The 24,322-nt window shown below is 71.1% G+C and carries 27 protein-coding genes; 11 read left to right on the top strand and 16 right to left on the bottom strand.

The features are described from left to right. The first annotated feature begins 45 nt into the window (after nt 1-45). Entirely contained in the window at nt 46-564 is a 519-nt protein-coding gene (locus DR046_RS03785) for a DUF2478 domain-containing protein (RefSeq protein ID WP_115380122.1), read from the top strand. A gap of 83 nt (nt 565-647) precedes the next feature. On the opposite strand, the gene DR046_RS03780 is transcribed toward DR046_RS03785, so the two are convergent. Genes DR046_RS03780 through DR046_RS03765 form a run of 4 tightly spaced genes read right to left on the bottom strand, consistent with a single transcriptional unit; the run spans nt 648 to nt 5,085 of the window. After that, nucleotides 648-1,859 (bottom strand): OmpA family protein, encoded by a 1,212-nt coding sequence (locus tag DR046_RS03780; protein WP_135227252.1) that lies wholly within the window; start codon nt 1,857-1,859, stop codon nt 648-650. Next, complete coding sequence (locus DR046_RS03775; protein WP_115380118.1) at nt 1,856-2,857, bottom strand: hypothetical protein; 1,002 nt, start codon at nt 2,855-2,857, stop codon at nt 1,856-1,858. The genes DR046_RS03780 and DR046_RS03775 overlap by 4 nt, the downstream gene beginning before the upstream one ends. Next, nucleotides 2,858-3,640, bottom strand: a complete 783-nt coding sequence (locus tag DR046_RS03770) for a hypothetical protein (protein ID WP_115380116.1) — start codon at nt 3,638-3,640, stop codon at nt 2,858-2,860. Beyond that, entirely contained in the window at nt 3,640-5,085 is a 1,446-nt protein-coding gene (locus DR046_RS03765; protein WP_135227251.1) for a hypothetical protein, read from the bottom strand. The genes DR046_RS03770 and DR046_RS03765 overlap by 1 nt, the downstream gene beginning before the upstream one ends. Nucleotides 5,086-5,188: 103 nt before the next feature. Between DR046_RS03765 and DR046_RS03760 the strand changes: the two genes are divergently transcribed. The 4 genes from DR046_RS03760 to DR046_RS03745 are packed head-to-tail and all read left to right on the top strand — an operon-like array spanning nt 5,189 to nt 7,876. Next, nucleotides 5,189-5,884, top strand: coding sequence for a TVP38/TMEM64 family protein (locus DR046_RS03760; protein ID WP_115380112.1), 696 nt, complete (start codon nt 5,189-5,191; stop codon nt 5,882-5,884). A 60-nt stretch (nt 5,885-5,944) separates the two neighbouring features. After that, nucleotides 5,945-6,193, top strand: coding sequence for a putative antibiotic biosynthesis monooxygenase (locus DR046_RS03755; RefSeq protein WP_115380110.1), 249 nt, complete (start codon nt 5,945-5,947; stop codon nt 6,191-6,193). Nucleotides 6,194-6,215: 22 nt separating this feature from the next. Continuing rightward, on the top strand, nt 6,216-7,016 hold the full coding sequence (locus DR046_RS03750; RefSeq protein ID WP_115380108.1) for an SDR family NAD(P)-dependent oxidoreductase: 801 nt from the start codon (nt 6,216-6,218) through the stop codon (nt 7,014-7,016). Then, on the top strand, nt 7,016-7,876 hold the full coding sequence (locus DR046_RS03745; protein ID WP_115380106.1) for an alpha/beta hydrolase fold domain-containing protein: 861 nt from the start codon (nt 7,016-7,018) through the stop codon (nt 7,874-7,876). The genes DR046_RS03750 and DR046_RS03745 overlap by 1 nt, the downstream gene beginning before the upstream one ends. A gap of 4 nt (nt 7,877-7,880) precedes the next feature. Here the strand turns inward: DR046_RS03745 and DR046_RS24575 are convergent, their stop codons facing one another. From DR046_RS24575 to DR046_RS03710, 8 genes are all read right to left on the bottom strand, one after another. Further along, on the bottom strand, nt 7,881-8,006 hold the full coding sequence (locus DR046_RS24575; RefSeq protein WP_280652820.1) for a hypothetical protein: 126 nt from the start codon (nt 8,004-8,006) through the stop codon (nt 7,881-7,883). A 60-nt stretch (nt 8,007-8,066) separates the two neighbouring features. Further along, nucleotides 8,067-8,693, bottom strand: coding sequence for an SMC-Scp complex subunit ScpB (gene scpB, locus DR046_RS03740; protein ID WP_115380104.1), 627 nt, complete (start codon nt 8,691-8,693; stop codon nt 8,067-8,069). Then, nucleotides 8,690-9,481: a segregation and condensation protein A gene (locus tag DR046_RS03735; RefSeq protein ID WP_115380102.1), complete on the bottom strand. Its 792-nt coding sequence runs from the start codon at nt 9,479-9,481 to the stop codon at nt 8,690-8,692. Before DR046_RS03735 ends, scpB begins: the two co-directional genes overlap by 4 nt. Before the next feature lie 9 nt (nt 9,482-9,490). Continuing rightward, the gene (locus tag DR046_RS03730; protein ID WP_115380100.1) at nt 9,491-10,486 is read right to left on the bottom strand and encodes a glycoside hydrolase family 3 N-terminal domain-containing protein; all 996 of its coding nucleotides are present in this window, start codon (nt 10,484-10,486) and stop codon (nt 9,491-9,493) included. 3 nt (nt 10,487-10,489) lie between these two features. Then, nucleotides 10,490-11,467, bottom strand: a complete 978-nt coding sequence (locus DR046_RS03725) for an SPOR domain-containing protein (RefSeq protein ID WP_167766869.1) — start codon at nt 11,465-11,467, stop codon at nt 10,490-10,492. A gap of 126 nt (nt 11,468-11,593) precedes the next feature. Further along, nucleotides 11,594-13,336: an arginine--tRNA ligase gene (argS, locus tag DR046_RS03720; RefSeq protein ID WP_115380096.1), complete on the bottom strand. Its 1,743-nt coding sequence runs from the start codon at nt 13,334-13,336 to the stop codon at nt 11,594-11,596. 31 nt (nt 13,337-13,367) lie between these two features. Next, complete coding sequence (locus tag DR046_RS03715; RefSeq protein WP_135227250.1) at nt 13,368-13,700, bottom strand: hypothetical protein; 333 nt, start codon at nt 13,698-13,700, stop codon at nt 13,368-13,370. 245 nt (nt 13,701-13,945) lie between these two features. Then, entirely contained in the window at nt 13,946-15,082 is a 1,137-nt protein-coding gene (locus tag DR046_RS03710) for a deoxyguanosinetriphosphate triphosphohydrolase (protein ID WP_167766868.1), read from the bottom strand. Nucleotides 15,083-15,157: 75 nt separating this feature from the next. On the opposite strand from DR046_RS03710, the gene DR046_RS03705 reads away from it, so the two are divergent. Further along, nucleotides 15,158-15,487 (top strand): HesB/IscA family protein, encoded by a 330-nt coding sequence (locus DR046_RS03705; RefSeq protein WP_115380389.1) that lies wholly within the window; start codon nt 15,158-15,160, stop codon nt 15,485-15,487. A 108-nt stretch (nt 15,488-15,595) separates the two neighbouring features. Here DR046_RS03705 and DR046_RS03700 read toward each other — a convergent pair whose 3' ends face one another. After that, nucleotides 15,596-16,954: an MATE family efflux transporter gene (locus DR046_RS03700; RefSeq protein ID WP_115380092.1), complete on the bottom strand. Its 1,359-nt coding sequence runs from the start codon at nt 16,952-16,954 to the stop codon at nt 15,596-15,598. 217 nt (nt 16,955-17,171) lie between these two features. Between DR046_RS03700 and DR046_RS24090 the strand changes: the two genes are divergently transcribed. After that, nucleotides 17,172-17,636 (top strand): hypothetical protein, encoded by a 465-nt coding sequence (locus tag DR046_RS24090; protein ID WP_245190798.1) that lies wholly within the window; start codon nt 17,172-17,174, stop codon nt 17,634-17,636. Continuing rightward, the gene (locus DR046_RS24795; protein ID WP_370815649.1) at nt 17,636-17,686 is read left to right on the top strand and encodes a hypothetical protein; all 51 of its coding nucleotides are present in this window, start codon (nt 17,636-17,638) and stop codon (nt 17,684-17,686) included. Before DR046_RS24090 ends, DR046_RS24795 begins: the two co-directional genes overlap by 1 nt. Nucleotides 17,687-17,692: 6 nt before the next feature. Here DR046_RS24795 and DR046_RS03690 read toward each other — a convergent pair whose 3' ends face one another. Further along, nucleotides 17,693-18,748: an AI-2E family transporter gene (locus DR046_RS03690; protein WP_115380090.1), complete on the bottom strand. Its 1,056-nt coding sequence runs from the start codon at nt 18,746-18,748 to the stop codon at nt 17,693-17,695. A 121-nt stretch (nt 18,749-18,869) separates the two neighbouring features. Then, on the bottom strand, nt 18,870-19,292 hold the full coding sequence (ndk, locus tag DR046_RS03685) for a nucleoside-diphosphate kinase (RefSeq protein WP_115380088.1): 423 nt from the start codon (nt 19,290-19,292) through the stop codon (nt 18,870-18,872). Between the two features lie 112 nt (nt 19,293-19,404). Between ndk and DR046_RS03680 the strand changes: the two genes are divergently transcribed. From DR046_RS03680 to DR046_RS03670, 3 genes are read left to right on the top strand one after another with little or no spacing between them, the layout of a single operon-like run. Beyond that, on the top strand, nt 19,405-21,255 hold the full coding sequence (locus DR046_RS03680; protein WP_115380385.1) for an ABC-F family ATP-binding cassette domain-containing protein: 1,851 nt from the start codon (nt 19,405-19,407) through the stop codon (nt 21,253-21,255). Next, nucleotides 21,252-21,860 (top strand): MarC family protein, encoded by a 609-nt coding sequence (locus tag DR046_RS03675; RefSeq protein WP_115380086.1) that lies wholly within the window; start codon nt 21,252-21,254, stop codon nt 21,858-21,860. Before DR046_RS03680 ends, DR046_RS03675 begins: the two co-directional genes overlap by 4 nt. Before the next feature lie 29 nt (nt 21,861-21,889). Then, the gene (locus DR046_RS03670; RefSeq protein ID WP_115380084.1) at nt 21,890-22,477 is read left to right on the top strand and encodes a retropepsin-like aspartic protease family protein; all 588 of its coding nucleotides are present in this window, start codon (nt 21,890-21,892) and stop codon (nt 22,475-22,477) included. Nucleotides 22,478-22,505: 28 nt separating this feature from the next. Here the strand turns inward: DR046_RS03670 and DR046_RS03665 are convergent, their stop codons facing one another. After that, nucleotides 22,506-24,215: a serine protease gene (locus DR046_RS03665; protein ID WP_115380082.1), complete on the bottom strand. Its 1,710-nt coding sequence runs from the start codon at nt 24,213-24,215 to the stop codon at nt 22,506-22,508. Between the last annotated feature and the right edge of the window lie 107 nt (nt 24,216-24,322).

Genomic DNA, 24,322 nt, shown 5'->3' with positions numbered 1-24,322 from the left:
CGTCAAGCCTTGTCAGGCGACCCCGGCCATGGGAACGCTGACGCCATGAGACTGGCCTACACGATGACCCGCGGGCGCGGCGAACTCGACCCGCTGCTCCACGACACGGCACGGCGCGCGATCGCGTCGGGACGGCGCGTCGCGGGGATCGTGCAGGTCAATTCCGACCGCCCCGGCTGCGCGCGCTGCGACATGGACGCGGTGGTGCTGCCCGACGGACCAGTGATTCGCATCAGCCAGTCGCTAGGTCGCGAGGCGCGGGGCTGCCGGCTGGACGCCGAGGGGCTGGAGCGCGCGGTATCCGTGACGGAGATGCACCTGAAGCGCGGTGCCGACCTTCTGATCGTCAACAAGTTCGGCAAGCAGGAAGCAGCGGGCCGCGGCTTCCGCCCGCTGATCGCCGAGGCGCTGGATGCCGGGGCCGACGTGCTGGTCGGCGTCAACCCTCTGAACTTGCAGGCCCTGCTGGATTTCACCGGCGGCCTGGCGGTCGCGCTGGAGCCCGATGCCGCGCGCCTCGCGGACTGGGTCGCGGGGGATCCGGTCGCCTCGACGCAAGGCTGACGAGCGGAGATTCGCGGTGATCGGCGTGTTCTCGGGCGCGCCCTGCGTCTCCTGGCCCCGAATAATCCGCAGGGCGGACGCCGCTACTCGGCCGCCCCTGCAGGCGCTTCGGTGTCGATGGCGAAGACGACGCGGCGCGAGGCGACGGCGTCCTCGGCGCCCCCTTCGTCCAGGATCGGCCGCGACGAGGAGAAACCGACAGCGCTCATCCGCGTGCGCGCCCAGTCGGCCACCGCGTCCTGCCCCGCGAGCGCGAGGCAGCGCTTGAAGACGGCGGCGGCGCGGGCCTGGCTCAGGTCGAGATTGCGCTCGAAGGCCGCGCGCGGCGGAAGCGAGATCCATTCCGACGAGGCATGACCTTCGATCCGCACCGCCGAAAGCGCATCGCGGTTCTCGTAGAGCGTCTCGATCCAGGGGCGGCAGAGCCGGCCCAGCGCCGAGTCGAACTCCGGCCGCAGCCGCGCGCTGCCCGCGTCGAACAGCAGGCGGTCGCTGAAGACGATGGACCCGTCCGGCCGAACCTCGCCGCCCAGGCCGGCCACGACCGCGCCAGCCTCGGCCTCCAGCGCGGTGGCGATCCGGTCGCGGCTGGCAGCGGCGGCAAGCTGCGCCTGCGCGACGTCGTTCATCTGCGCGGCCAGCGCCGCCACCTCCTCGGGGGCGAGCCCGGTCTCGCGATAAGCGGTCAGGTCGTCGAGCGCACCCGCCGCCTCGGACCCTTCCTCCAGTAGCTCCTCGAAGGCGGCGAGCTTGGCCAACTCGCCTTCCAGCGCGCCGTCCTCCAGAAGCTCGGCCAGGCGCGGGACTTCCTCCATCCGGGCGAGCTCCACCAGCGCCGCCTGCGCCTCCGGGTCGCGCAGCGCGGCGGCCTGGGCAAGGTCGCGCAGCGCCTCCGCGTCCAGCAGGCGCACGCGCGCGACCGCCTCCTCTGGGGTCAGCCCGTCCTCCAGCACCGGCAGCAGCTCCAGCGCCAGCGCCGCCTCGGTGGGCGAGGCGCCCTGCTCGGCCAGCGTGCGGAACGCCTCGAGCTTGGCGATGTCGTTGCCGATCAGCGTCAGCTCGTCGCGATGGGCCAGCGCGGCGGCACGCTGCTCCTCGGTGAAGGCGAGGGCAAAGGGCTCGGCGGCGCGCACCCGCTCCTCCAGCTCGGTGATCCTCTCCCGGGCGGAGGCCATCCAGACGCCCAGCAGCATCAGCAGCACGAAGGCGATCAGCATGAAGGCCTCGGCGACGGTCAACCCCATCACGGTGCCGCGCCGGTAGCCGCGCGCGCGGTCCATCCCCTCGCGCCTCATCGGTCGTCGGCCTTCTTCACCGGCGCGTCGTTCGCCGCGCGGGCAAGCGTCAGCGCCGCGCGGATCTCGGCCCGGATCTCGGCGCGGTGGGCGCGGAGTTCCGCCAGGGCCGCCTGCCCGATCCCCTGCGTCGACGCCCCGAGCGCCGCCGAGGCCCGGTTCGCCGCCGCCTCGAAGCGCGCCAGGGTCGCCTCCAGCCGCGCCTCGGCCGCCGTGACGGACCGGATCGCGGCATCGTCCAGCCGGTCTTCCAGCGCCGCGACCCGCGCCTCAGCCCCGCCCGCATGGCGGTCGGACAGCCCGGCCAGCCGCCCCGCCGCCTCAGCTACCGTGGCCTCGGCCCGCTCGGCCAGCGTCCGGTCCAGCGTCCCCGCGCGGTCCGCGAAACGGGTCATGGCGTCCTCGAAGGCGGCCATCATCCGCTCCGTCGCCTCGCGGGTCCGGGCCTCGTCCTGCTCGGCCAGTTCCCTGTGGTGCTGCGCCAGCGTCTGGCGGATCTCCACGCCCATGTAGCGCGTGCCGCGGATCACCTCGGCCAGTTCGGTGCGGAAGGCCGACATCGCCTCGCCCAGCGCCATCTGCGCCTCGCGCTCCCGCGCGACGAGGTCGAGCCGGAACTGCATCAGGAAGACCCGCACCGCCACGCCGACCACGGTCGAGGTCAGCGCCACGCCGAAGCCCGACACGACCTCGGCGATGAAGGCCGCCTCCGCCTCGACCTCGCCCAGCGCCCAGAGCGTGTAGGCCAGCGAACAGAGGGTCAGGACGAAGCCCAGGTAATAGGCGTTGTCGCCGATCTGCTCCGGCTCCAGCCGGGCGGAGCGGAGCGCCCAGGTCAGCGCCGCGTAGACCACGATCACCGCCGCCGCAAAGACCGCCGGGATCCATTGCGGCAGCTCCGACAGCTTGAAGGCGACCACTCCCAGCATCCCCGCCAGGAAGGCGAGGCCCAGAAGCCATCGGTCGAGGCCGAAGCTGTCCAGCGTGCGGCGGGCCATCTACAGGTCTCCCAGCACCGTCGGCACGACCCGCGCGGCGCCCTGCGCGTCGAGATAGCGGACCCAGAAGTCGTCGACCGCCGCCCTGGGCGCGGCGGGACGCGGGAAGCGCAAGATCGCGACCTCCGCCCCGTCGAGGCTGCGCGCCAGCCGCTCGGCCCCGCCCGAGGCACTGAAGCTGTCCCAGTCGCCGCCGCGGTAGAAGCTGAATACCTCAGAATGCTGCACGAGATCGCTGACCAGCACGACGCGCGCCGGCCCGTCGCCGAAATCGGGAATGGCGGCGAGGAAAGCCTGCAGCGCCTCGATGATCGGCGAGCTGTCAGCTTCGGGAACGGCCAGCAGCCCGTCCAGCGTCTCGGTCACGGGGGCGAGGAAGTCGCTTTCATAGCGCTCGGCCACGAGCCGCGGGTTTGCCGTCAGCGCCGAGGCATCGCTGGGCGGCTTGCAAAGAGACCGGACCGGCGCCGCGCGGGGCGAGACGGTCGCCAGCGAGACGCGGGTGAAGTCCGGCGCGGCCTCGATCATCGAAGCAAGCTCCGCCCGCGCGCGGGCGAGTTGCGTGGGCGAGATCGGGTCGGTCGTGTCGATCAGGATGGCGAGATGCCCGACCGGCCCGTCCTCGGGACACAGCGACGCGGCGTCGAGCCCCGGCGCCTGCGCCCGGTCCCAGAGCAGCCAGCCGAGCCCGCCGAACCCGGCCAGTGCCAGCACGATCAGACCGGCGCCGAGCACGGTTCTGCCCGCGCCGCCCTGGCGCCGGGACCGGCGGCGCCGGGCCATCAGGCGGCGCGTCCCGGGACGGCGCGCGGGCGCGGCGCGGCGTCGCCCGCCTTGATCTCGCGCACGGTCGGATAGGCATCGAGCGCCGTCTCCCGCGCCTCGAGCAGGCGGTCGACGCCCACGCGGACGGTGTCGTCGATGCGGCGGATCTCGGCCACGGCGGCCTCGCGCTCGCCCTGGGGCGGCTCGGGGGCGACATAGGGCGGGAAGGCGAAGGGCTCGTTGAAATAGTCGGGCGGGGCATCCGCCCGCGCGCGCAGGTTGGCGTCGCGATAGATCCGGATCAGCCGGTTCGCCGCCTCGTCGCAGGTCTCGAGGAAGGTCTGCAGCGCGCGCGCCAGGGCGCCGCGCTGGGCCACCGCGTCGACGGCGGCGCGCAGCTCCGTCCGGCGGGACTGCGCCTCCTGCTGGAGCTTGTCGCGCGCCTCGGCGAAGGCGTCCTCCAGCGCCTCCTGGGCGTCGGAATAGGCCTCGGCATAGTCGTCGACCGCATCCTCCCACTGGTCATAGATCGCGTTGTAGCCCGGCATCGGGTCGAGCCGCGTCAGCCCCTTCCAGAACGCCGTCAGCGAGACCAGCGCGCCGAAGCTCACCACCAGCCAGGACGCGAAGGAGCGCAGGTCCAGCGGCCCGGCGACCAGCCGGTCGACCGAGGCGACCAGCGCCTGTTCCCATTCCATCACCTCAAGCGCATCGCGGAAATGCGCGACGGCGAGGTTCAGCGCCCCGGCGAAGAGGAGGAACGCCGACAGTGCCAGCACGCCCCAGAGCCACCAGAGCGGGTTGCGGCGGTTCATGTAGCGCACCTGCCCGCCCAGCGCGTAGCTGAAGGAGACGTTTACCACCGCGATCACGGCAGCGATGGCGATGCCCCCGACATAGCCAAGGGCGTTCTGCTCGGCGAAGAAATAGCCGTTCAGCAGCACCTCCATCAGGCCGATCAGCAGGATCAGGCCGAAGACGAAGACGCCGTTCTGGGCTTCGCGCGGGGGGCCTTCCAGCCGGTGCTTCTTCTGGAAGGCGCGCAGCTTCATCTCCAGCCCGCCGACGCGGGTGCGGGCATTCTCCAGCCGGTTCTCCTCGTCGAGCGTCAGGTTGCGGATCGTGTTGCGCGCCTCGCCCACCATCAGCTCGACCCGCTCGCGCGCGGTGCCGGCCTCGGCGACGCGATCGGCGAAGGCGTGCTGCTGCATCTCGTATTCGGCCAGCGCCGCGCGGCGCAGGGCGCGGACGGCGTCCGCCGCCTCCAGCTCTGCGGCCGACAGCGTCGCGCTGCCGGTCGGCGGCACGCCGGCGCGGCCATCGGTCTCGCCGCGCTTCTCGAGCTTCAGGTCGGCGGCCAGCTTGTCGACCATCACGTCCGGGAAGGTCTGGAGCCCCGGTTCGAACCGATTGGCCTTGCCTTTGCCGAACATCTCGCCCCCTGCACTTGCCTGCCCTGACATCTGGACGTCCGGGGCGACGATTGCAATTCGCACGGCCCCGCCTTCCGCGGCCTTGCGCCGCCCGCGCTCGACGTTTGCGCCCGGCGCGCTATCGCATATCTGCATGACCACGATGGCCTTCCGATTCCTTTCCTCCTGGAAGATCTGGCTCTGGCCCGTGCTGCTGGTGGGGCTGGCGCTGGGCGCGTGGCTGCTGCCGTGGGAGTCCTGGGTGCCCGCGCTGCGGGACTGGGTGCAGTCGCACGGGCCGCTGGGCTGGGTCGTCTTCGTCGGCGTCTACGTGATCGTCGTGATCCTGCCCCTGCCCGCCGCCGCGATGTCGGTCGTGGGCGGGCTGGCCTTCGGCTGGTGGGGCTATCCGCTGTCGATGCTGGGCTCGGTTCTGGGCGCGGTCCCGCCTTACCTGATCGGCCGCACCTGGTTGCGCGGGATCCTCCTGCGGCGCTTTCCCGGGCCCCGCGTGGCCGCCGCCGACCGGGCGATCGCGGGCAACGCGGTGCTGTTCGTGACCCTGCTCCGGATCACCCCGATCCTGCCCTTCACGGTCCAGAACTGGCTGCTGGGCCTGACCGGGATCACGTTCTGGCCCTATTGCCTGGCGACGCTGCTCGGCCTCGCCCCCGGCACGCTGGCGATGGTCTGGATCGGCGAGATGGGCGGTCTCGCCACCACGCGGACCAGCGAGGCGCAGCTGCTGATCGCCGGGGCCGGGCTGCTCTGCTTCGCCATTCTGATGCTGTGGCTGACCCGCGTCGCCACCCTGGAGCTGCGCCGCGCCGGCTTCGGTGCGCAGGACTGACGCAGCCCGGAACCGCCGCCCGCCTCCTCGCATTGCCCCTGCGACGCGAGGTAAAGCCGAATGACCGAAGAGACCGACATCACGACCGACCGGGACCCGAACAAGTCGCGCAACCGGGCGGTGCTGATGGGGATGATCTGGCTCGCCGTCTATCCGACGGTGACGCTGCTGACCTACCTGACCTCCGGACTGGAGGTCCCGACCTGGGTCCGCACCTTCCTGACCACCATCCTGACGGTCCCGATCATCACCTACCTCGTCGTCCCGACCGCAAAATCCGCCATCCACAAGGCCGACACCGAGGCATGACACAACCCGGAGACCCCCATTCATGGACCTGCAAATCGAAGGCCGCACCGCCGTCCTGACCGGCGGCGCCGGCGACATGGCGCTTGAGACCGCGAAGATCCTGCAAGCCGAGGGCTGCAACATCGTCCTCTCCGACATCGACGAGGAGGAACTGGCCGAGGCCGTCGGCAAGCTCGGCCCCGGCGTCGTCAGCGTGGTCGCCGACCTCACCTCGCAGGACGGGGCCGACAGGATCGCCAGGGCCATCGAGGGCGCGGGCTGGCATGCCGACATCCTCGTCCATGCGGCGGGCGTGACCGGCGCCAAGGGCGACCCGCTGGCCGATATCACCGAGGAAGACTGGCACCACGCCTGGAACACCGACTTCATGACCGCGGTACGCATGTCGAAGGCGCTGATCCCCGGCATGAACCGGCGCGGCTGGGGCCGCGTCGTCTTCGTCACCTCCGAGAACGTAGCCCAGCCCTATCCCGATGAGGTCGTCTACAACGCCTCCAAGGCCGCACTGCTCAGCTTCGCCAAGGGCATGAGCCAAGTCTACGCGCAGAAGGGCACGCTGATAAACTGCGTGGCCCCGGCCTTCATCGCGACCGACATGACCGACGGCATGATGGAGAAACGCGCCGAGGAGATGGGCGTGAGCTTCGACGAGGCCATCGACACCTTCCTTGAGGAGGAGCGCCCGCATCTCGCGCTCAAGCGCCGCGGCAGGCCCGAGGAGACGGCCTTCGTCATCGCCTGCCTTTGCTCCGATCGGGCGTCCTTCGTCAACGGCGCGAACTGGCGCGTCGACGGGGGGTCGGTGCAGGCGATCGACACCTGATGCGACGCGCCGACATCCTCGCGCGGATCGAGGCGCATCCCCTGGGCGACACACCCGCCGAGATGCGCCCGGCCTTCGACCGGCTGACCCGCGGCGTCGACATCCCCCTGCCCCACGGCATCAAGGTGACGAACATGCCCGACGTCGGGCTGCGCGTCACCGGTCCCCGCCCGGGGCCGGAGGTGATCTGGTTCCACGGCGGCGGCTATGTCTTCGGCGCGCCCGACACGCATCTGCGCGCCGCCGCGCGGCTCGCCGCCCGCAGCGGCGCCCGCGTGACCCTGCCCCGCTACCCGCTGGCGCCCGAGGCGACCTGGCCCGCGCAGCGCCACGCCGCGCTCGCCGCGATCCCCGATGGCCCCGTCCCGATCCTTGCGGGCGACAGCGCGGGCGGGCATCTCGCGCTGGTCACGGCGCTGGCGCTCGCCCGGCAGGGGCGGCCGCCGCCCGCGCTCCTGCTCTTTTCGCCCAACACCGACCGCAGCGGCCTCAGCGACACGCGCAGGGCCAACGAGGACAGCGACCCGATGGTCGACGACGCGAGCGACCGGCGGTTGGCGCGGATGTGCTTCATGGGCATGCCGGGCGACCACCCCGAGGTCTCGCCGGTGCTCGACGACCTGTCGCTGCTGCCGCCGACGCTGATCGAGGTCGGCGCGGAGGAGGTGCTTCTGGGCGACGCCCGGGTGCTGGCGCGCCGCGCGCGGGACCGGGGCGCCTTCGTCAAGCTGCACGAGGTGCCGGGTATGATCCACATGGGCCAGGTCTGGGCACCGGGCTGGCAGAGGGCCAACGCCTCGCTCGGCCGGGCGATGGGCTTCGCGCTGGCCTTCGGCGGCGAGCGCCGGCGTGCGTCCTGAGCGCCTACCGCCCGATCATCCGCAGGATGCGCATCGCCATGCGAGCCTTCCGCAGGTTCTTCGCATTCTTCCGGCCTGCAAGGCGGCTCGCCTTCTTCCACATCAGCCGTCGCAGCAGCATCTGGATCATCCGACATCTCCCGGCACCGCCATGGTGCTTGCCGGGACATGGGAAGCGGAGCCGCCGATGTCACCCCTCGGGCGGCGGGGGCGCGAAGAGGTCCTCCTGCGGCGCCTCCTCCTCCTCTGGGGCGGCGTCGGGGGGCGGCGTGCTCTCCAGCAGGCCCGCGGCGCGCAACTCCTTCAGGCCCGGCAGGTCGCGCGGGCTCTCCAGCCCGAAATGGTCGAGGAAGGCGCGGGTCACAACGAAAGTCACCGGCCGCCCCGGCGTCTGGCGGCGCTTGCCCAGCCGAATCCAGTCCAGCTCCATCAGCTGCTCGATCGTCCCCTTCGAGACCGACACGCCCCGGATCTCCTCGATCTCGGCGCGGGTGACGGGCTGGTGATAGGCGACGATGGCGAGCGTCTCGATGGCGGCCCGGCTCAGCTTGCGGGTCTCGACCGTCTCTCGCGTCATCAGAAAAGCCAGATCGGCGGCGGTGCGGAAGGCCCAGGCGTCGCCGACGCGCATCAGCCGCACGCCCCGCCCCTCGTAGCGGCGTGCCAGCCGCTCCAGCGCGCGGGGCGCGTCGCAGCCATGCGGCAGGCGGGCGTGAAGTTCGCCCACCGTCAGGGGTGCGGCCGAGGCGAAGAGCAGCGCCTCGACCATCCGCTCCTGCTCGCCTTCGGGCGGGGCCTCGAACAGGCTGTCGGTCATGCCCGCGCCCGGATGCGGATCGGCCCGAACATGTCGTCCTGCCGCAGCTCCAGCCCGCCGCGCTTGGCCAGTTCCAGCGTCGCCGCGAAGGTCGAGGCCGTGGCCGAGCGCCGCCGCTTGGGATGGCCGCGCCACTCTTCGGGCAGGAAGGCGACGAGGTCGGTCCACTCGACCGTGGCACCCATCAGCGGGCGCAGCCGCGCCAGCGCCTCCTCCATGGTGAAGACGTCGACGCGGTCCATGACGAACGGCCGGAAGTCCTCGCGGGTGCGCAGCCTTGCATAGCCCTGCATCAGGTCGAGCAGGCTGGCGGTATAGGTCACCCGGCGGGTATGCCCCCGCTCCTCCGGCTGGCCGCGCGCGAAGACGTCGCGGCCGAGCTGGTCGCGCGCCATCAGCTGCGCGGCGGCCTTCCGCATCGCCTCCAGCCGCTCCAGCTGGAAGGCCAGATGCGCGGCGAGATCCTCGGCCGAGACCTCCTCCTCCGGGTCCGGCGGCAGCAGCAGTCGCGACTTCAGAAAGGCGAGCCAGGCGGCCATCACCAGGTAGTCGGCCGCCAGCTCCAGCCGCAGCTGCCGCGCGCGTTCGACGAAGAGGAGGTATTGCCGCGCCAGTTGCAGCACCGAGATGGCGCGCAGGTCGACCTTCTGCCTCCGCGCGAGGGTCAGAAGCAGGTCGAGCGGTCCCTCGAACCCGTCCACGTCCACGATCAGCGCCTCGGCGGCGAGCCGGTCGGCCACCGACAGCGCGTCACGGGCGGGGCCTTCGGGGAAATCGTCGTCTGCCATCGCGGCGCCTCAGCTCGTCAGGGCGCGAAGCTCCGCACGGGCCGCCTCGATGTCAAGCTCCACCGGCTCGGCCCGCATCGCCAGCGCACGGTCCGCACGTTCGAGCGCCGCGCCCGCCAGCCGGGGGCAGGTCCCGGCGACCCTCTCCATCTCGGCGCGGTCGCCGTTGCAATGCAGGACCAGGTCGCAGCCCGCCGCGATCGACGCGGCGCAGCGCGTCGCCATGTCCCCCGGCAGGGCCTGCATCGAGATGTCGTCGGTCATCAGCAGCCCGCCGAAGCCCAGCTCGCCCCGGACCAGGGCATGAATCGCCGGCGAGATCGTTCCCGGCAGCGGGTCGATATCCGAATAGACGACATGCGCAGTCATCCCCAGCGGCAGGTCGGCGAGCCTGCGGAACACCTCGAAATCCGTCTCCCGCAGCTCCGCACGGGGCGTGTCGACCACCGGCAGGCGCAGGTGGCTGTCGGCGGTGCCGCGTCCGTGGCCCGGCATGTGCTTCAGGACCGGCAGAACGCCGCCCTGCAGGCAGCCTTCGGCATTGGCGCGGGCGCGGGTCACCACCTCCTCGACGTCGCGGCCGTAGAGGCGGTTGTAGAGGAACGGATGCGTGGCCTCGCCCGCGATGTCGGCCGTGGGAGTGCAGTTCACGTCGACGCCCACGTCCCGAAGCTCCCGCGCGATCAGGGTCGCGCGCAGGAACATCGCGCGCGCGGGGTCGCTGGCGCGGTCCATCTGGTCCAGCGGCGCGGGCCAGTCGGACCAGAAGGGCGGGCCCAGTCGCTGCACCCGCCCGCCTTCCTGGTCGATCAGGACTGGCGCGTGCCGTCCCACCGAATCGCGAAGCGCGCCCGTCAGGGCGCGCAACCGGTCCGGCCCGTCGACATTGCGGGCGAAGAGGATGAAGCCCCAGGGGTCCGCTTCCCGGAAGAAGGCGGCCTCCGACGGGCCGAGGTCGGGGCCCTCGCATCCGAGGATGAAGGCCCCCGGCCCCGCGCCGGCCATGGCTCAGCGCACCGTGACGGGGATGCAGGCCGCGTCCTTGGCCAGCAGGGCCGAGCAGAAGCGCCGCGCGTCCGAGCTGTCCGCGAAGCCCACGACCCGCAGCCGCCAGAAGTCGCGCCCGCCGGACTGGGCCTTCTGCACCAGGCGGCGCTTGTCGCCCATGTAGGCCGCGAACTTGCCCGACAGCCGGTCCCACTCGCCCATCGCGGCGTCGCGCGAATCATAGGCGCCGAGCTGGACGACGCGGGTGCCCGCCGCCAGCGTGGCCGGATCGACGTCCAGCGCTCCGCCGAGGCTCGCCACCTGCACGGTCGGCGCCTGCACCGGCGCCTCGGTCGGCACGCGGCGGGCGACGACGCCCTGCGGCCGCTGCGCCGGGCGCGACGACCGCGCGAGGCCCGGGCCGGTATGGAGGTCGGCGACCTCGATCTCCGCTTCCTCCTCGACCAGCGGCTCGGCCATCTCGGCAAGGCTCTGGGCCTCGACTTCCGGGTCCAGCGGCTCGGCCAGCGTGGCGACGTCGGCGGGCGCGGGCGTGGCGATGGCCGAGGGCGCCGGCACCTCCGCCGTCAGCGCGTCGCGGACGGGGTCCAGCGGGGCGAGTCCGGCGGCCTCACGCCGTTCGGACAGCGGCGGGGCGCTCAGGTCGACCGGTGCGGGGGCCAGCACGATCTCTTCGGGCGCGGGCGCCGCCGGGCCGCCCGAGGTGATGTCCGACAGGGCCATGCCCTGGAATTTCGGCCTCATGCCGCCGGGATCGGCGGGCTGGACGCGCATCGGCCCCTCCATCGCGGCGATCACGGGGACGCGGGACATGTCGCGCATCGTCAGGTCGACGGCCCAGACGGCCATGCCCCCCGCCAGCGCCAGCGACGTCGCCGCCCCGGCCCAGTTGGCGAGGCCGAAATTGCGAAGCGCGTCGCCGATACGCGACGGGGCCTCGGCGCCGTAATCGGCGCCGTAATAGTCGAGATCTGCCATGTGCCTGCCCTCCGACCGGATCGCATGGCCTGCGTCCGGCGTCTGTCGTTCACTGCCCATGATGGCCGGGGTTGACCCCGGTCGCATCGTCTCAGAACCCGATTCTCCCCGATCTGACGCGGGGATTCAGCGCATTTCCTGCGCAGGTTCGACTCCGAGGATACCCAAGCCGGATGCGATCACAAGCGAAACGGCACGGGCGAGGCCGATCTTCGCCAGCGATGTGGCATCGTCGTCCTGCAGGAAGCGCAGGCTGGTCTCGTCGTTGCCGCGATTCCACAAGGCATGGAAGGCCGAGGCGAGGTCGTAGAGGTAGAAGGCGACGCGATGCGGCTCGTGGGTGCGGGCGGCGGTCTCGACCAGGCGTGGCCATTCGGCCAGCTTCGCGGCCAGATTGTGCTCCGCCTCGTGATCGAGCTTGCCGAGGTCCGCGCCCGCCAGCGCCGCGTCGGACACGTCCAGCCCCTGCGCGGCCGCCTTGCGCAGCACCGACATGACCCGGGCATGGGCGTACTGCACGTAGTAGACCGGGTTGTCCTTCGACTGCTCCAGCGCGCGGTCCACGTCGAAATCGAGCGGTGCATCGTTCTTGCGCGTCAGCATGATGAAGCGCGTGACGTCGGGCCCCACCATCTCGACGAGGTCGGCGAGCGTCACGAAGGTGCCCGCGCGCTTCGACATCTTCAGCTCCTTGCCGTCCTGCATCAGCTTGACGAGCTGCGTGAGCTTGATGTCGAGCGGGACCCGGTCGTCGGTCAGCGCGGCGACCGCCGCCTTCATCCGCTTGACATAGCCGCCATGGTCGGCGCCGAAGACGTTGATGAGCGCGTCGAAGCCCCGGCTCGCCTTGTCGTGGTGATAGGCGATGTCGGGCGCGAAATAGGTCCAGGCGCCGTCGGCCTTCTGGATCGGCCGGTCCTGGTCGTCGCCATAGGCGGTGGAGCGGAACAGCACCTGCTCCCGCGCTTCCCAGTCGTCGGGCAGCTTGCCCTTCGGCGGCTCCAGCGTGCCGGTATAGATCAGGCCCTTGGCCCGCAGCGCGTCGATCGCGGCCTCGATCCGGCCTGTGCCATAAAGGGCCTTCTCGCTGGAAAAGACGTCCATCTTCACGCCCAGCCGGGCGAGGTCGGCGCGGATCAGATCCATCATCGCGTCGGTCGCGAATTCCCGCACCTCGGCCAGCCAGACCTCTTCGGGCTGGTCGAGATAGGCGTCGCCGACCTTCGCCTTCAGCGCCTCGCCCACCTCGATCAGGTAGTCGCCGGGATAAGTGCCCTCGGGCCAGTCGACCGAGAGGTCGTGCGCCTCAAGATAGCGGTTGTAGACCGACCGCGCGAGCACGTCGACCTGCGCGCCCGCGTCGTTGATGTAGTATTCCCGCGTCACGTCATGGCCCGCGAAGGCCAGCAGCGCGGCCAGCGCGTCCCCGAACACCGCCCCCCGCGTGTGCCCGACATGCAGCGGGCCGGTCGGGTTGGCCGAGACGTATTCGACATTGACCCGCGTCCCCTGCCCCATCGTCGAGCGCCCGAACGCCGCGCCCTCGGCAAGCACCGCGGCCACCACGTCCTGCCAGACCGACGGCGCGAGCCGGATGTTGATGAAGCCCGGCCCCGCCACCTCGGCCGAAGCGACGCGCGGGTCCGCCTCGAGCCTCGGGGCCAGCGCCTCGGCGATGTCCCGCGGCTTGCGCCCTGCGGGCTTGGCAAGGACCATAGCGGCGTTCGTCGCCATATCCCCATGCGCGGCGTCGCGCGGCGGCTCGACGGTGACGTTGCCGGTATCGAGCCCGGCGGGGAGGACGCCCTCCTCGGCGAGGGCGGCGAGCGTGTCGAGGGTCAGGGCACGGATATCGGCGAAGAGGTTCATCTGGCGTCCGGGGCTTTGGGGTCCGCCTCCTCTAGCGCCGCCCCGCCCCGGCCTCAAGCGCGGGGCGCAGACGCAACGGCAGCCGGGCACCGGAAGGGGCAGACAGGGCGTCGGGGGGATCGCCCGGCACGACCGTGCGCCTCCGGCGGGGATATTTGGGGAGGGAAGAGGGGGGCTCGCGCTCCGTGGCGAAGGTCGTCGACGGGGTGCAGCCCGCGCCGATCACGCCGCACCGCTCCACCGACTTAAGGGCGTCCGGGCCGACGCCGTCGGCGATCTCCGTCCCGCTCAGCACGGTCCTCGTCCCGATCACCGCCTCGGTGCCCAGACAGGCCAGCGCGGCCCGGAAGTTCGTGTTGTCCACCCGCTGCCGTTCGACAAGCCCGCCGTCGAAGTTCTGGCCGCTGGCGAGGGTAGAAGCGAACGCGTCGCGGCGGCCGCTATTGCCCCCCGTTCGCGTCGGCCAAGGGCGGGCCGGCTTCGGCCACCCGCGCGTCCTTTGCACGCACGGTTCCTGACCGTCGCGGGAGCGGCAGGGCGGCGAGTATGGCGCGTGAACCCTCTGCCTACTCCGCCAGCCTGCCCGCCGGCGACCGGGCAAGCCCCGCGTCAGGCCCGTTCCAGCGCCGCGTGGCTCTGCAGCGCGAAGCGGTCCGTCATGCCGGCGATGTAGTCGCAGACGATCCGCGCCAGCTCCGTCTCGTCGCGGGTCTCGGCGACGTCCTTGCGCCACTGCCGGGGCAGCGCCTCGGGATGGGCCATGAAATGCGGGAAGAGGTCCTCGACCACCTGCGTCACCTCGCGCCGCACCTCGACCACGGCGGGGGCGCGGTACATCCGCTCGAACAGGAAGCGGCGGATCACCTTCAGGTCCTGCCAGAGCCCGTCCGAGAAGGCGCAGGTCATCCGCCCCGCATCCCGCACCTCCTGCGGGCTGAGCGGCTGGAGCGCGTCGAGGTTGGCCCGCGTCACCGCGATCACGTCCTCGACCAGAACGCCGAAGAAGCGGCGCAGCGCCTCGTGGCGGCGACGGTAATAGTTCAAACCCGGATAGATCCGGTCAACCTCGGCGAAGCAGTCGCGCAGCACCGGCAGCTCGGCCAGCTCGTCGGTCGAGAAGAGCTCCGCCCTGAGCCCGTCATGCAGGTCGTGGTTGTTGTAGGCGATGTCGTCGGACAGGGCCGCGATCTGCGCTTCCGCGCTGGCATGGGTGTGCAGTTCCAGGTCGTGCACCGCGTCGTACTCGGCCAGCGCATAGGGCACGGGCTCGGTCACCGGGCCGTTATGCTTTGCGATGCCCTCCAGCGTCTCCCAGGTCAGGTTCAGCCCGTCCCACTCGGCGTAATGCCGTTCGAGCCGGGTAACGATGCGGATGGCTTGGGCGTTATGGTCGAACCCGCCATAGGGCGCCATCAGCCGCTGCAGCGCCTCCTCGCCCGTATGCCCGAAGGGCGGATGGCCCAGGTCGTGGGCCAAGGCCACCGCCTCGGTCAGCTCGACGTTCAGGCCGAAATGCTTGGCGATGGTGCGCGCGACCTGCCCCACCTCGATCGAATGGGTCAGGCGGGTGCGGAAATAGTCGCCCTCGTGCTCGATGAAGACCTGGGTCTTGTGCTTGAGCCTGCGGAAGGCGCTCGCGTGGATGATCCGGTCGCGGTCGCGCTGGAACGGGGATCGGAAGGCGGACTCCTCCTCGGGGTGGAGCCGCCCGCGGGTCGCATTCGGGTCGCTGGCGAATGGGGTCACGGGGGCTCTCTTGGCAGGCGCGTCCGGGCTCCATATATCTGCAAACCAAGGAATGCACAGCCCCGGAGCGGCCCCATGGACCTCGCCCTGCCCCCGCGCGTGACGCCGCGCGCCTTCGAACGCCTCGCCGAGATCGGTGCCGCCGACCAGGGCAAGGCGCTGCGCATCGCCGTCGAGGGCGGCGGCTGCTCCGGCTTCCAGTATCAGATCGACCTCGACGCGCCGGCCGAGGGCGACCTCGTGCTCGAGGGCGAGGGCCAGAAGGTCGTCGTCGATGAGGTCTCGCTGCTTTTCCTCGAGAACGCCGTGATCGACTTCACCGAGGAACTGGTCGGATCCCGCTTCACGATCGACAACCCGAACGCCGCCTCCAGCTGCGGCTGCGGCGTCAGCTTCTCGATGTAGCGCCTTCACCTCTCGTTAAGGTTAACGCGCCCCCCTTTCGATGCTCCCCAAATATGCCGGGGGGAGTCGCCGCCAGGCGACGGGGGGCAGAGCCCCCCTCCCCGGCCCTCAGCCGGGCACCGCGGCGCCGGGCCGCGCGACCATCCGGGCGAACCGCAGCGCCAGGGCCACCGCGACGGCGGCGAGCCCGACGCAAAGCCCCAGCCAGATCCCGTCCGGGCCGAGCCCCAGCGGAAAGCCCAGCACATAACTCGTTGGGATGCCCAGAAGCCAGTAGCCGACCATCGCATAAACCATCGGCATCCGCGTGTCCTGCACCCCGCGCAGCATCCCCAGCGCCATGACCTGCCCCGCATCGACCAGCTGGAACAGCGCCGCGACGATCAGCAGATGCGCCCCCAGCGCCAGGATCTGCGGCGCCGCGGGGTCGTCCGGAGCCACGAACAGCGACACGAGCCACGGCCCCGCCCCGAGATAGAGCGCCGTGGCCAGCAGCACCGCGATCCCCGACAGGATCGTCGCCGCCAAGGCCGCGCGGGCGACGGCGGGCCGGTCGGCCCGGCCCCAGGCCTGCCCGACCCGCACCGTCACCGTCTGCGACAGACCCAGATGCAGCATGAACACCGCCCCCGCGATCTGGATCGCGACGCCATGGGCGGCCAGGGGTACGGTGCCCAGCCAGCCCATCATCACCGCCGAAGCGGCGAAGAGCCCGGTCTCCGACACCAGCGTCAGCCCGATCGGCCAGCCGATCCGGAAGACCTTGGCGAAGATCGGCCAGTCGGGTCGGTGCAGGTTCTGCAGCAGCGCATACTCCGCCATCCCCGGCCCGCGCGTGGCATAGACCAGCAGAAGACCCGCCATCACTACGTTCACGAGGACCGAGGCCACCGCCGCCCCGGCGACCCCCATCTCGGGGAAGCCGAGATTGCCGAAGATCAGCAGCCAGTTGAGCCCCGCGTTCGACAGCGCCCCGGCGACCGTCGCCCAGAACACGACCCGCGTCCGCTCCAGCGCCGAGAGATGGGAGCGCAGCACCATGGTCACGAGGCCCGGCAGCACGCTCAGCCCCGCGATCCGCAGGTAGGACTGCGCGTCCGCGGCCACCTGCGGCTGCTGGCCCAGCGCCAGCAGGATGGGCCCGGACCAGAGGAAGACCGGCAGGACGAGGACGCCATAGATCGCCGAGAGCCACAGCCCCATCCGCGTCGCCCGGCGCGTCGCCGTGGCGTCCCCGCGCCCCACCCCTTCCGAGGCGAGCGGCAGCACCGCGAAGGCGAAGCCCGCCCCCAGCAGCATGAGCGAGAACAGGAAGGACGCGCCGATGGTGCCCGCAGCCAGGGCCGGGACGGAATACCAGCCCAGCATCAGCGTGTCGGTCATCCCGATCGAGAACTGCACCACCTGCCCGCCGACCAGCGGCAGGCCCAGGGACAGGGTGCGGAAAATGTCGTGGCGCAGGTTCATCGTCGGCGCGCTACGCCGATCCGGAACGTCTGTCCACTCCGCGCCGGCGCAGGCCCGCCCTCAAGCGACCGAAGGACCTGCGGGGGCGCAAGCGGCGACGATCCCCCGGATTGCGGTCCATGCGCATCAGGTGCGCTTCATGCATGGAGTTGTGCCTGTTCTTTATCCAGTTCTCGGTCTACGCATACCGGACCCATTGCGACCTCAGGAAACCCAAGTGAAATTCCTGGGAACCGCACTTGCGATAGGTCTCTCACCGGCGACGGCGCAGGCAGCGACGTTCACCCTCAGCTATGACCTCGCATCGGGCGAGACCTTGGGTGCCACCATCGACGGCACGTTGCTGGGAGACGCCAATCGGATCCTTGTCGGCGGCATTTCCGGCGTGACGATCGACGGCGCCCCTCGGACGATCACCTTCTTCGATGCCGTCACCGAGGTCCTCGGGACGGCGTCTGCTGCGGATCCGCTGCTGTCGCTGGACGGGACCGTTCTGGATCTCCTGGCCTGTAATACGTCATCCTGCCTTGTCGGCTTCTTCTTCGACGACGGCGATCTCGAAGGTTATCCACTCTTTTCCAGTAGCGAGGAATTCGCAGCCGCCTTCGAGCCGTTCGACCGCGAACGCTACAGCCTCACCGCGGCGGCCCCGTTCCGCTTCCGGCCGGGCTGGCCCTCCTGATGACGGGCCTCGCCGCGCTCGGCCTCGCCCGCCGCCGCCGTCCCGCCTGACCGCGATCAGACCCGCCCGTCCGCCGACAGCATCACGGCGACCGGGCGGGTGGCCTCGATCTCCGCCAGCACGATCACCAGGATCGAGGTCATCGGCACGGCCAGGATCGCCCCCGCCAGCCCCCAGATCGACGCCCAGAAGCTCAGCGAAAGCAGCACGACGAAGGTCGACAGGTTGAAGGTCTTGCTCATCATCCGGGGCTCGACCACGCTGCCGATCACCTGCTGCGCGATCGTCAGTCCGATCAGCGCCACCAGCGCGATCCCGAGCGAGCCGAACTGCGCCAGCGCAAGCAGCACCGGGAAGGCCACGCCGACCAGCGAGCCGATATAGGGGATGTAGTTGAGCAGCGCGATCAGCACCGCCCAGAACACCGCGAAGTCGATCCCGAGCAGCAGCATCACCGCCAGCGAGATCACCCCCAGCATGATATTCACGACCGTCTTGACGACGAGGTAGTTGCCAATCCGTTCGTTCGCCGCCTCCAGGAAGGCGCGGGCGCGGTCCCGGCGCTCCGAATCGCCGAAGGCGAGCGTCAGCTTCCGCTCGAAGGCGCCCCGCTCCACGAACAGGAACGCGGCGTAGAGCACGACCAGCAGCACCTGCCCGCCCAGCGACGACAGGACGCCAAGCAACTGGCCCGCCAGCACCCCGATATTGATCCGCTCGGCGACGAAGACGCGCAGGGATTCCCAGGCCGGCTCCTCGGCGAAGCCCAGGCGTCCGGCGGTGCGCGCGACCAGCGCCTCGATATTCTCGGCATAGACCGGCAGCGACGACACCGCCTGCGTCACGTTCGACGTCACCATGGCCGACAGCGCCACCGCGCCGCCCAGGAACAGCAGCAGCACGATCACCCGGCGCAGCCAGCCTGGCGTCCAGCCGAAGCCCGGCACGCGGCCCAGCCCGCCCGCCGCCGCCGACAGGATGTAGAGCGTGATGATGGCGGCGATGATCGGCAGCAGGATCGCCTGACCGACCCAGAGCAGCCAGCCGATGGCGATGGCCAGCAGCACGCCTTCGAGCGTGGCGAGAAGCGGGAGGCGCGTCGCGGTCTTCATGACCCCGCCCTAGCGCAGGTCGCGATGCCGGGCCAGCACCGCCGGGCGGCAGGGCCATATCGACTGCCCCGAACGAAAAAGGGCGTCCCGCAGGACGCCCTCGCCGCGCAGTCCGGCAGGCTCAGCCGACGATTTCGAGGCCCGAGAAGAAATAGGCGATCTCCTCGGCGGCCGTGTCCGGGCCGTCCGACCCGTGGACCGAGTTCTCGCCGATCGACAGCGCGAACTCCTTGCGGATCGTGCCCTCGGCGGCATCGGCGGGGTTGGTCGCGCCCATCACTTCGCGGTTCTTCGCGATCGCGTCCTCGCCCTCCAGCACCTGAACCACGATCGGCTCGGAGATCATGAACTCGCAGAGCTCGCCGAAGAAGGGACGGTCCTTGTGGACGGCGTAGAAGGTCTGCGCCTGCTCCATCGTCATCCGGATGCGTTTGGAGGCGACGACGCGCAGGCCGGCCTCCTCGAACTTCGCGGTGATGGCGCCGGTCAGGTTGCGCTTGGTGGCGTCGGGCTTGATGATCGAGAAGGTGCGTTGCACGGCCATGGGGGCCTCCTGTCGTTGAATTCTGCCGCGCCCCTAGCAGGGGGCCGGGCCGAAGGAAACAGGCTCCGCCGGGCGGTTGACGCCGGCCGCGCGCGGGCGCATGGGGCGGCCCATGCTACAGATCGAGGACCTTTCCTATTCCGTCGCCGGGCGCCCGCTTCTTGTCGGCGCCAGCGCGACCATCCCCGAGGGCCACAAGGTCGGCCTCGTCGGCCGCAACGGCACGGGGAAGACGACGCTGTTCCGCCTCATCCGGGGCGAGATCCCGCTCGACGGCGGCGAGATCATCCTGCCCCAGCGCGCCCGCATCGGCGGCGTCGCGCAGGAGGTGCCCTCGTCGGAGACCTCCGTCCTCGACACCGTGCTTGCGGCGGACGAGGAGCGGGCGGCGCTCATGGCCGAGGCCGAGACGGCCACCGACCCGACCCGCATCGCCGAGGTGCAGGCGCGGCTTCAGGACATCGACGCCTGGTCCGGCGAGGCCCGCGCCTCCAGCATCCTCAAGGGGTTGGGCTTCGAAGTTGATGAACAGTCGCGCCCCTGCTCGGCCTATTCCGGCGGCTGGCGCATGCGCATCGCGCTGGCCGGCGTCCTGTTCGCGCAGCCCGACCTGCTGCTGCTCGACGAGCCGACGAACTATCTCGACCTCGAAGGCGCGCTCTGGCTCGAAAGCTATCTCGTCAAGTATCCCCACACCGTCCTCATCATCAGCCACGACCGGGGTCTCCTGAACCGCTCCGTCGGCGGCATCCTCCATCTCGAGGACAAGGGCCTGACCTACTATACCGGCACCTACGACCAGTTCGTGCGGGCGCGGGCCGAACGACGCGCGGGCCAGGCGGCGGCGGCGGCCAAGCAGCAGGCGCAGCGCGCGCACCTGCAGGCCTTCGTCGACCGCTTCAAGGCCAAGGCCAGCAAGGCCAAGCAGGCCCAGAGCCGCGTGAAGATGCTCGAGAAGATGGAGACGATCACCGCGCCCGAGGACGCGGCCCGCGTCGTCTTCACCTTTCCGAAGCCCAGCCAGCTCAGCCCGCCGATCCTGCGCCTCGACGGCGCCTCGACGGGCTATGACGGCAAGCAGGTGCTGGGGCGCATGAACCTGCGCCTCGACCAGGACGACCGGATCGCGCTTCTGGGTCGCAACGGCGAAGGGAAATCCACTCTTTCCAAGCTGTTGTCGGACAGACTTCAGGTGATGGACGGCAGCCGCGTCGCCTCGTCGAAGCTGAAGATCGGCTATTTCGCCCAGCATCAGGTCGACGACCTGCATGTCGACGAGACGCCACTCGACCACATCCGGCGCGAACGCCCGGACGAGGCGCCGGCGCGGCTGCGCGCGCGGCTCGCCTCCTTCGGGCTGGGCGCCGACCAGGCCGACACGGCGGTCGGCGCGCTTTCGGGCGGACAGAAGGCGCGGCTGTCGCTGCTTCTGGCGACGCTCGACGCCCCGCAGCTCCTGATCCTCGACGAGCCCACCAACCACCTCGACATCGAGAGCCGCGAGGCCCTGGTCGAGGCGCTGACGGCCTATGACGGGGCGGTCGTCCTCGTCAGCCACGACATGCACCTGCTCAGCCTCGTCGCCGACCGGCTCTGGCTGGTGAAGGACGGCACGGTGGAGCCCTATGACGGCGATCTCGAAAGCTACCGCAAGATGCTGCTGCAGGGTGAGGACAAGCCCGCAAAGGCCCGCAGCGAAAAGAAAAACGCCCCGCCGCCCAGCCGGGACCGCATCCTGGAGCTGCGGGCCGAGGTCCGCCGCGCCGAGGAGCGGATGGCCAAGATCGAGGGCATGCGCGACAAGCTCGCCAAGAAGCTGGCCGATCCGTCGCTCTACGAGGAAGGCCGCGTCGGCGAGCTGGAGACCTGGAACAAGAAATATGCCGAGGTGATGGAGGCCACCGACCGCGCCGAGGCGCTGTGGATGGCCGCGGTCGAGGCGCTGGAGCGGGTCGAGGCATGACCGTCGCCGAGGCCGCCACCGCCTTCGCCGCTCTCTTCGTGGTGATCGACCCGATCGGCCTCGCCCCCATCTTCGTGGCGCTGACCTCGGGCATGACCCCGCGCCACCGCCGCGCCATCGCCTTCCGCGCCACCGCCATCGCCGCGGCGATCCTCATCGTCTTCGCGCTTCTGGGCGAGGGCCTCCTGAACTTCCTCGGCATCTCGATGCCGGCCTTCCGCATCGCGGGCGGCCTGCTGCTGTTCCTGACCGCGCTCGAGATGCTGTTCGAAAAGCGCACGCAGCGGCGCGAGCACAATGCCGACGCCCCGCCCCCCGACCCTTCGGTCTTTCCGCTGGCCCTGCCGCTGACGGCAGGCCCCGGCGCCATCGCGACGATGATCCTGCTGACTGATGGCGCCGCGCCGCTGGGCACGGCGCAGGCCATCGGCGTCATGCTCGCCGTGCTGGCCGTGGTGCTGGCGCTGTTCCTGCTGGCCTCGCCGATGGAGCGGCTGCTCGGCCCCGTCGGGATCAACGTGACGACCCGGCTTCTGGGCATGCTGCTCGCCGCGCTGTCGGTGCAGTTCGTCCTCGACGGACTGTCTGACCTGCCCGGCTGGTAAACCGCGCCGGGCGGCTTATCTTCGGGCGCATGGATACCGATGCCCTCATGCGCCTTCTCTACCTGGTCCTGCTCGGATCGGTGATCGCGCTCACCTTCTTCGCCTCGACCCGCCAGCGGATGGGCAAAACGCTGCAGCAGGCGGCGATCTGGTTTCTCATCTTCGTCGGAGCCGTCCTCGCCTATGGCGTCTGGGAGGACGTGAAGGGCATCGCCGTCCCGACCCAGTCGGTGATGACCGGCGCCGAGGGCGTGATAGTCGACGTGCCGCGCGCCCGCGACGGGCACTACCACCTGACCCTCGGCATCAACGGCGTCGATGTGGAGTTCATCGTCGACACCGGCGCCACCGATCTCGTCCTGACCCGCCGCGACGCGCAGCGGGTCGGCCTGGCCGAGGACCAGCTCGCCTTCCTGGGCGAGGCGATGACGGCCAACGGCTCGGTCCGCACGGCCGCGGTCCGGCTCGACGAGGTCACGCTGGGCGACATCGTCGACCGCCACGTCCCCGCCGTCGTCAACGGCGGCGAGATGCGACAGAGCCTGCTCGGCATGTCCTACCTGTCGGAGTTCGGCCGCATCGAGATCGAGAACGACGAGCTCCGCCTCATCCGCTGACCCGGGATGACGCGTTCGACAGCCCGCATCACTCCCAGCAGCTCACCAGCACCGTCATCCCGGCCGCCAGTGCCGTCAGGTCCTCCGGCGCGACGGCGCCACCCGCGGCGTCGCGCTGCGCCGTGATGCCGGCCCCGTCCAGCACCCGCGCCACCTCGCTCGCCTTCGCCGCGAAGGACACGTCCTCGGGCAGCGCCACCGCGTCGCCCAGCGGCGGCGGCAGCAGCATGCCGGTCACCCGCCCGCTCATGTCCAGCACCGGCCCGCCGACGTCGCCGTCCCGGGCCACCATCGACAACCGCAGCACCGCGTCCGAGCCGTCGAGCCCGCGCACATCCTCCAGCGTCCCGAAGCTGAGCGTGGCGGCCCCCAGCACGCCGCCGAACGGATAGCCGCCCACCGACACGGCCGAGCGCAGCCGCCCCTCGCTCGGCGCCAGCCGCGCGACCTCGACAGGCGCCAGCGGCCCGGTGGGCGCCAGCACGGCGATAGCCCCGTCGGAATGGATCACCTCCGCCTCGTGCAGCCGGTCCAGCGTCAGCCGCCCGCAGCCCGAGACATTGGCCAGCGCCGTCGCCACGCGCCCGCGCCCGTCCACGAAGAAGCCAGAGCCGGAGCGCAGCGGCCGCCGCACCTCGAGGCCCGAGACCATGTCGATGCTCTGCTCGGCCGGGTCGAACCCCTCCTCGGGGTCGAGCGGCGGGCCGACCCGTTGCAGCGTGTCCGCCATGATCGGCAGCGCCCGCGCCGCCGCCGCATCCTGCGCATCGGGCCAGCTGAGCAGGTAGCCGAAGATATGCCCGTCCTCCAGCCGCGCCTCGACCTGCGTCGTCCGCCCCGGCGCCTCGCCGGTGATCGAGAACCCGTCCCGCCCCTTCGTCCGCGGCCCCTCGGTCGGCACCACGTCCAGCGTCTGCAGGATCTCGTAGAGCCCGGCAAGCGTCGCCGCGTCGCCCGGCTGCGAGATCAGCGACAGCCGCACGCCGCTGCCGTCCCGGGGTTCGTAATGCACGAAGGGCGCCTCGATCCAGTCGAAGGCGACCAGCCCCATCGGCCCGGTCAGCGCCACGCCCGCCTCCGCACTTTCCAGCGGACCGAGGCCCAGCGCCTCCTGCGAGGCGCGCCATTCGGCCAGCAGCCGCGTGCGCTGCCGGGTGGTCAGCACGCCCGTCGTCTCGACCCCGGCATCGCGCTGCCAGGCCAGCATCGAACTGCGGGTCCCGCGCCCGAAGGCGCCGTCGACCCCGGCGGAATAGTAGCCGAACCAGGCCAGCGCCCGCTGCAGGTCCATCCGATCCGCCTGCGTCAGCTGCTGCTCCGAGATCTGCGCCTCGCGCAGCGTCTCCTCCGGCATGTCGCCGGTGGCGACCTCGACCTCGGGCACCGGCGCCGGCGCGGGCTGCGGGCCCACGGGCCAGAACCGCTCGCGATAGGTGCGCCCGTCGCTGACATAGCTGTCGCGCGGGATCAGCCCCTCGCCCAGCAACTGCCGCAGCACCGCCCGCGCCTCCGACTCCGGGTAGGGCCCCAGCGTCAGGGCGTGCCAGCCGCCGCCGAGGCGGAAGCCGTTCAGGTCCGGCAAGAGCGAGCCATAGGCCCGCGCCCGCGCTTCGGCGGAGCCGAGGCTCGGATGCGCCTCGATCTGGACCCAGAGCTCCCGCTCCTGCGCGCGGGCCTGTGGCGCGGCCAGCACGAGGGCGAAGGCAAGGGCGGCGAGGGCAAGGGCGAACACGCGCATCCGGCAATACTCCAACGGCAGAAAACGTCCGCCTAGATTCCCGATCCCGCGTCCCGGGGAAAGCCCACCAGGCCGCGGCGCGGGGCCGCGCCCCCCGTTGACCGGGC

Source organism: Jannaschia formosa, assembly GCF_003340555.1.
GTDB lineage: Bacteria > Pseudomonadota > Alphaproteobacteria > Rhodobacterales > Rhodobacteraceae > Jannaschia > Jannaschia formosa.
The sequence above is the reverse complement of the archived record's forward strand: the minus strand, read 5'-3'. Positions and strand labels throughout refer to the sequence as shown.

Excerpts from the sequence above, each read along its gene's own strand:
- DR046_RS03785 (WP_115380122.1), top strand. The coding sequence starts at position 46 with ATGAGACTGGCCTACACGATGACCCGCGGGCGCGGCGAACTCGACCCG.
- DR046_RS03780 (WP_135227252.1), bottom strand. The coding sequence starts at position 1,859 with ATGAGGCGCGAGGGGATGGACCGCGCGCGCGGCTACCGGCGCGGCACC.
- DR046_RS03775 (WP_115380118.1), bottom strand. The coding sequence starts at position 2,857 with ATGGCCCGCCGCACGCTGGACAGCTTCGGCCTCGACCGATGGCTTCTG.
- DR046_RS03770 (WP_115380116.1), bottom strand. The coding sequence starts at position 3,640 with ATGGCCCGGCGCCGCCGGTCCCGGCGCCAGGGCGGCGCGGGCAGAACC.
- DR046_RS03765 (WP_135227251.1), bottom strand. The coding sequence starts at position 5,085 with ATGTCAGGGCAGGCAAGTGCAGGGGGCGAGATGTTCGGCAAAGGCAAG.
- DR046_RS03760 (WP_115380112.1), top strand. The coding sequence starts at position 5,189 with ATGACCACGATGGCCTTCCGATTCCTTTCCTCCTGGAAGATCTGGCTC.
- DR046_RS03755 (WP_115380110.1), top strand. The coding sequence starts at position 5,945 with ATGACCGAAGAGACCGACATCACGACCGACCGGGACCCGAACAAGTCG.
- DR046_RS03750 (WP_115380108.1), top strand. The coding sequence starts at position 6,216 with ATGGACCTGCAAATCGAAGGCCGCACCGCCGTCCTGACCGGCGGCGCC.
- DR046_RS03745 (WP_115380106.1), top strand. The coding sequence starts at position 7,016 with ATGCGACGCGCCGACATCCTCGCGCGGATCGAGGCGCATCCCCTGGGC.
- DR046_RS24575 (WP_280652820.1), bottom strand. The coding sequence starts at position 8,006 with ATGATCCAGATGCTGCTGCGACGGCTGATGTGGAAGAAGGCGAGCCGC.
- scpB (WP_115380104.1), bottom strand. The coding sequence starts at position 8,693 with ATGACCGACAGCCTGTTCGAGGCCCCGCCCGAAGGCGAGCAGGAGCGG.
- DR046_RS03735 (WP_115380102.1), bottom strand. The coding sequence starts at position 9,481 with ATGGCAGACGACGATTTCCCCGAAGGCCCCGCCCGTGACGCGCTGTCG.
- DR046_RS03730 (WP_115380100.1), bottom strand. The coding sequence starts at position 10,486 with ATGGCCGGCGCGGGGCCGGGGGCCTTCATCCTCGGATGCGAGGGCCCC.
- DR046_RS03725 (WP_167766869.1), bottom strand. The coding sequence starts at position 11,467 with ATGGCAGATCTCGACTATTACGGCGCCGATTACGGCGCCGAGGCCCCG.
- argS (WP_115380096.1), bottom strand. The coding sequence starts at position 13,336 with ATGAACCTCTTCGCCGATATCCGTGCCCTGACCCTCGACACGCTCGCC.
- DR046_RS03705 (WP_115380389.1), top strand. The coding sequence starts at position 15,158 with ATGGACCTCGCCCTGCCCCCGCGCGTGACGCCGCGCGCCTTCGAACGC.
- DR046_RS03700 (WP_115380092.1), bottom strand. The coding sequence starts at position 16,954 with ATGAACCTGCGCCACGACATTTTCCGCACCCTGTCCCTGGGCCTGCCG.
- DR046_RS03690 (WP_115380090.1), bottom strand. The coding sequence starts at position 18,748 with ATGAAGACCGCGACGCGCCTCCCGCTTCTCGCCACGCTCGAAGGCGTG.
- ndk (WP_115380088.1), bottom strand. The coding sequence starts at position 19,292 with ATGGCCGTGCAACGCACCTTCTCGATCATCAAGCCCGACGCCACCAAG.
- DR046_RS03680 (WP_115380385.1), top strand. The coding sequence starts at position 19,405 with ATGCTACAGATCGAGGACCTTTCCTATTCCGTCGCCGGGCGCCCGCTT.
- DR046_RS03675 (WP_115380086.1), top strand. The coding sequence starts at position 21,252 with ATGACCGTCGCCGAGGCCGCCACCGCCTTCGCCGCTCTCTTCGTGGTG.
- DR046_RS03670 (WP_115380084.1), top strand. The coding sequence starts at position 21,890 with ATGGATACCGATGCCCTCATGCGCCTTCTCTACCTGGTCCTGCTCGGA.
- DR046_RS03665 (WP_115380082.1), bottom strand. The coding sequence starts at position 24,215 with ATGCGCGTGTTCGCCCTTGCCCTCGCCGCCCTTGCCTTCGCCCTCGTG.